Genomic DNA, 5,753 nt, shown 5'->3' with positions numbered 1-5,753 from the left:
AAAAAAAAGGGTTTTATATTTGCACCCGCTTAGCAAGGAAACGAGCTGGGACAAGAAAGAAACAAGTTCATAAACATATTGAATTGACAGCGTAAGATTAGCATTGGAAACGATGCGAATCGACAAAGAGAATAAACCATTTTGAGTACTAGAAATTCCGATTGATTGTTAACAAGGGCATATTGATATGTCCGATACAAATTAACGATGAAGAGTTTGATCCTGGCTCAGGATGAACGCTAGCGGCAGGCCTAACACATGCAAGTCGAGGGGTAGAGAGAAGCTTGCTTTTCTTGAGACCGGCGCACGGGTGCGTAACGCGTATACAATCTGCCTCTTACTGCGGGATAGCCCAGAGAAATTTGGATTAATATCGCATAGCATAACGACCCCGCATGGGGATGTTATTAAAGGTTACGGTAAGAGATGAGTATGCGTTCTATTAGCTAGATGGAGTGGTAACGGCACACCATGGCAACGATAGATAGGGGCCCTGAGAGGGGGATCCCCCACACTGGTACTGAGACACGGACCAGACTCCTACGGGAGGCAGCAGTGAGGAATATTGGACAATGGAGGCAACTCTGATCCAGCCATGCCGCGTGCAGGAAGACGGCCCTATGGGTTGTAAACTGCTTTTATACGGGAAGAAACACCGCTACGTGTAGCGGCTTGACGGTACCGTAAGAATAAGGATCGGCTAACTCCGTGCCAGCAGCCGCGGTAATACGGAGGATCCAAGCGTTATCCGGAATCATTGGGTTTAAAGGGTCCGTAGGTGGATGATTAAGTCAGAGGTGAAATCCTGCCGCTCAACGGTAGAATTGCCTTTGATACTGGTTATCTTGAATCAATGTGAAGTGGTTAGAATATGTAGTGTAGCGGTGAAATGCATAGATATTACATAGAATACCAATTGCGAAGGCAGATCACTAACATTGTATTGACACTGATGGACGAAAGCGTGGGGAGCGAACAGGATTAGATACCCTGGTAGTCCACGCCGTAAACGATGGATACTAGCTGTTCGGATTTATCTGAGTGGCTAAGCGAAAGTGATAAGTATCCCACCTGGGGAGTACGTTCGCAAGAATGAAACTCAAAGGAATTGACGGGGGCCCGCACAAGCGGTGGAGCATGTGGTTTAATTCGATGATACGCGAGGAACCTTACCAGGGCTTAAATGTAGATTGCATTAGGTGGAGACACTTATTTCTTCGGACCATCTACAAGGTGCTGCATGGTTGTCGTCAGCTCGTGCCGTGAGGTGTCAGGTTAAGTCCTATAACGAGCGCAACCCCTGTTGTTAGTTGCCAGCGAGTCATGTCGGGAACTCTAGCAAGACTGCCAGTGCAAACTGTGAGGAAGGTGGGGATGACGTCAAATCATCACGGCCCTTACGTCCTGGGCTACACACGTGCTACAATGGTAGGGACAGAGAGCAGCCACTGGGCGACCAGGAGCGAATCTATAAACCCTATCACAGTTCGGATCGGAGTCTGCAACTCGACTCCGTGAAGCTGGAATCGCTAGTAATCGCATATCAGCCATGATGCGGTGAATACGTTCCCGGGCCTTGTACACACCGCCCGTCAAGCCATGGAAGCTGGGAGTGCCTGAAGTCCGTCACCGCAAGGAGCGGCCTAGGGTAAAATCGGTAACTAGGGCTAAGTCGTAACAAGGTAGCCGTACCGGAAGGTGCGGCTGGAACACCTCCTTTCTAGAGAAAGACGATTAAAAGGAAAACCAAAAAACTAAGAAAAGAGTAGTTTATTCTCATTGCTGTTAATTTAAATAATAAGTCACCAGGATACGGTGGTCGGTAAATTTATTTGCTGAAAACTGAAAACTAACGACTATAAACAGTCTCATAGCTCAGCTGGTTAGAGCGCTACACTGATAATGTAGAGGTCGGCAGTTCGAGTCTGCCTGAGACTACAACCTAAAGGTTGATTTGATTATTAAATAATTGATTATTTGATATATTATTGGCTTTAGACGTTCATAACATATTGAAAAGGAAATTTTAGAAGTTGAGAATTCACAATTCGTAATTCTGAATTCATGATTCTGAATTCTGAAGGACGGGGGATTAGCTCAGCTGGCTAGAGCGCCTGCCTTGCACGCAGGAGGTCATCGGTTCGACTCCGATATTCTCCACAACGGCTTAACGTCGTCTACTGATAATTTATCAGTGGCGATTCGCCACACGTTCATTGACATATTGAAAAAAGATACATGAAAATTAAGATTAGATTCGTCTAATTTTAAATAATAATTTAGATTAATTGGAATCACATCGAGCGATATCCAATTAATCAAAAAACGTTCAATTTACGGGGTGTAAGAAACAGGATTTGGTATTTATTTACTGCAAACTGGGACTGAAAACTGTAAACTGAATAGTAACTCATTAAAAAAGCAAAAAGTACAATAAGCTAAATAAGGGCGTATGGGGAATGCCTAGGCTCTCAGAGGCGATGAAGGACGTGATAAGCTGCGAAAAGCTACGGGGATCGGCACACACGATTTGATCCGTAGATATCCGAATGGGGCAACCCACTATGTTGAAGACATAGTATCCGAAAGGAAGCAAACCCGGGGAACTGAAACATCTAAGTACCCGGAGGAGAAGAAAACAATAGTGATTCCGCTAGTAGTGGCGAGCGAACGCGGATTAGCCCAAACCAGGCTTGTTACGGCAAGTCTGGGGTTGTAGGACCACGATATTCGAAACAGGATGAATTAGAACCCTTTGGAAAGAGGGGCCATAGACGGTGATAGCCCGGTATAAGCAAAGAATGTCTAGATAGTGGTATCCTGAGTAGTGCGGGACACGAGTAATCCTGTATGAAACAGTCGGGACCATCCGATAAGGCTAAATACTCCTGAGAGACCGATAGTGAACTAGTACCGTGAGGGAAAGGTGAAAAGAACCCTGAATAAGGGAGTGAAATAGAACCTGAAACCATACGCTTACAAGCGGTCGGAGCCCTTTGGGGTGACGGCGTGCCTTTTGCATAATGAGCCTACGAGTTACCGTTGCTGGCAAGGTTAAGTGATTAAGTCACGGATCCGTAGCGAAAGCGAGTCTGAATAGGGCGCTTTAGTCAGTAGTGGTAGACGCGAAACCGTGTGATCTACCCATGGGCAGGTTGAAGCTGTAGTAACATACAGTGGAGGACCGAACCGGTTGACGTTGAAAAGTCTTCGGATGACCTGTGGGTAGGGGTGAAAGGCCAATCAAACTCGGAAATAGCTCGTACTCCCCGAAATGCATTTAGGTGCAGCGTTGATTAAAAGTTCTATAGAGGTAGAGCTACTGATTGGATGCGGGGGCTTCACCGCCTACCAATTCCTGACAAACTCCGAATGCTATAGAATGTTTTTCAGCAGTGAGGGCATGGGTGCTAAGGTCCATGTCCGAGAGGGAAAGAACCCAGACCATCAGCTAAGGTCCCCAAATATATGTTAAGTTGAAATAACGAGGTTGAACTGCTTAGACAGCTAGGATGTTGGCTTGGAAGCAGCCATTCATTTAAAGAGTGCGTAACAGCTCACTAGTCGAGCGGTTCGGCATGGATAATAATCGGGCATAAACATATTACCGAAGCTATGGACCCTGAACTTGATTCAGGGTGGTAGGGGAGCATTGTAGTGTCGTCGAAGGTGTGGTGTGAGCCATGCTGGAGAAGCTACAAAAGAAAATGTAGGCATAAGTAACGATAATGCGGGCGAGAAACCCGCACACCGAAAGACTAAGGTTTCCTCAGCTATGCTAATCAGCTGAGGGTTAGTCGGGACCTAACGCGAACCCGAAAGGGGTAGTGGATGGACAACAGGTTAATATTCCTGTACCTGCTCACGTTAAAAGTGACGGAGGCGTAAATTTGGTGCGAACTGACGGAATAGTTCGTTGAAGCCAGTGGTAACACGGCGATAGTACACTGAGACTTCGGTCAAGGTGATAATCCAGAGTAGCGACTTCCAAGAAAAGCGAGTGAAGCAGCCCGTACCCTAAACCGACACAGGTAGTTGGGATGAGAATTCTAAGGTGCTCGAGAGATTCATGGCTAAGGAATTAGGCAAAATAGACTCGTAACTTCGGGAGAAGAGTCGCCACCCTTCGGGGTGGCCGCAGTGAAAAGGTCCAGGCGACTGTTTATCAAAAACACAGGGCTATGCTAAATTGAAAGATGATGTATATGGCCTGACACCTGCCCGGTGCTGGAAGGTTAAGTGGAGGGCTTAGCGTAAGCGAAGGTCTTAAATGAAGCCCCAGTAAACGGCGGCCGTAACTATAACGGTCCTAAGGTAGCGAAATTCCTTGTCGGGTAAGTTCCGACCTGCACGAATGGTGCAACGATCTGGACACTGTCTCAGCCATGAGCTCGGTGAAATTGTAGTATCGGTGAAGATGCCGATTACCCGCTGTGGGACGAAAAGACCCCGTGCACCTTTACTATAGCTTAGTATTGGTTTTGGATAAGTAATGTGTAGGATAGGTGGGAGACTTTGAAGTGGCGTCGCTAGGCGTTGTGGAGTCATTGTTGAAATACCACCCTTTGCTTATCTAGAGTCTAACCCTTGAACAAAGGGGACAGTGCTTGGTGGGTAGTTTGACTGGGGTGGTCGCCTCCAAAAGAGTAACGGAGGCTTCTAAAGGTTCCCTCAGTACGGTTGGTAATCGTACGTAGAGTGCAATGGCATAAGGGAGCTTGACTGAGAGACCTACAAGTCGATCAGGTACGAAAGTAGAGCATAGTGATCCGGTGGTTCCGCATGGAAGGGCCATCGCTCAAAGGATAAAAGGTACGCCGGGGATAACAGGCTGATCTCCCCCAAGAGCTCATATCGACGGGGGGGTTTGGCACCTCGATGTCGGCTCGTCACATCCTGGGGCTGGAGAAGGTCCCAAGGGTTGGGCTGTTCGCCCATTAAAGTGGCACGCGAGCTGGGTTCAGAACGTCGTGAGACAGTTCGGTCTCTATCTACAGTGGGCGTTAGAAATTTGAGTGGATCTGACTCTAGTACGAGAGGACCGAGTTGGACCAACCTCTGGTGTATCTGTTGTTCCGCCAGGAGCACTGCAGAGTAGCTACGTTGGGAAGGGATAAGCGCTGAAAGCATATAAGCGCGAAACCCACCACAAGATGAGATTTCTTTAAAGGGTCGTGGAAGATGACCACGTTGATAGGCTATAGGTGTAAGGGCAGTAATGTCGTAGCCGAGTAGTACTAATAACCCATAGGCTTATTGTACGCCTGTTTTTTTATAAAGTTCAATAACTAATTATTATAGTATTCATGTATAATGGTAGCAATACCCTTTTTTCAATATGTTAAGATATTTGTTTTGGTTTTTAATCAGAACGCTGTAAGTAATAAGCTTAAACTTATTACGACAGCTATGACTTAAGGTGGTTATAGCGACGGGGCTCACCTCTTACCATTCCGAACAGAGAAGTTAAGCCCGTTAGCGCCGATGGTACTGCATTGTGGGAGAGTAGGTCGTTGCCTTTTTTGGAAGCCCTTCATAGAAATATGAAGGGCTTTTTTGTTTTTATAAACTTAGGTAATAACGGATAGAAACCGAATTTAGGGTTTAATCCCTACCCTAACTGATGCTTGCAAGAGCGATAGAAGCGGCATCCTTTTTATGCCTTACCTTACTTAATACCATTACGATAAAACTCCAGCATAAAAAGATATAGCGGATAGCGCGCTTTTTAAACCACTTAAAAACTTGCCATA

The 5,753-nt window shown here is 46.3% G+C and carries 2 tRNA genes and 3 rRNA genes; all 5 read left to right on the top strand.

Annotation, left to right across the window (positions count from 1 at the left end):
- Positions 1-204 precede the first annotated feature (204 nt).
- The 5 genes from EV196_RS19695 to rrf all read left to right on the top strand — a co-directional run bounded on the left by EV196_RS19695 (position 205) and on the right by rrf (position 5,522).
- Positions 205-1,720: ribosomal RNA gene (locus EV196_RS19695) — 16S ribosomal RNA — on the top strand.
- 144 nt (positions 1,721-1,864) lie between these two features.
- A tRNA-Ile gene (locus tag EV196_RS19690) sits at positions 1,865-1,938 on the top strand.
- A 148-nt stretch (positions 1,939-2,086) separates the two neighbouring features.
- Positions 2,087-2,160 (top strand) — tRNA-Ala (locus EV196_RS19685).
- Positions 2,161-2,431: 271 nt separating this feature from the next.
- Positions 2,432-5,261: ribosomal RNA gene (locus EV196_RS19680) — 23S ribosomal RNA — on the top strand.
- 154 nt (positions 5,262-5,415) lie between these two features.
- Positions 5,416-5,522, top strand: a 5S ribosomal RNA gene (rrf, locus tag EV196_RS19675).
- Together the 16S, 23S and 5S rRNA genes with 2 tRNA genes alongside form the textbook arrangement of a ribosomal RNA operon.
- Positions 5,523-5,753: the final 231 nt, after the last annotated feature.

Source organism: Mariniflexile fucanivorans (assembly GCF_004341235.1).
Lineage (GTDB): Bacteria > Bacteroidota > Bacteroidia > Flavobacteriales > Flavobacteriaceae > Mariniflexile > Mariniflexile fucanivorans.
This window is presented reverse-complemented; position numbering and strand designations above follow the sequence as displayed.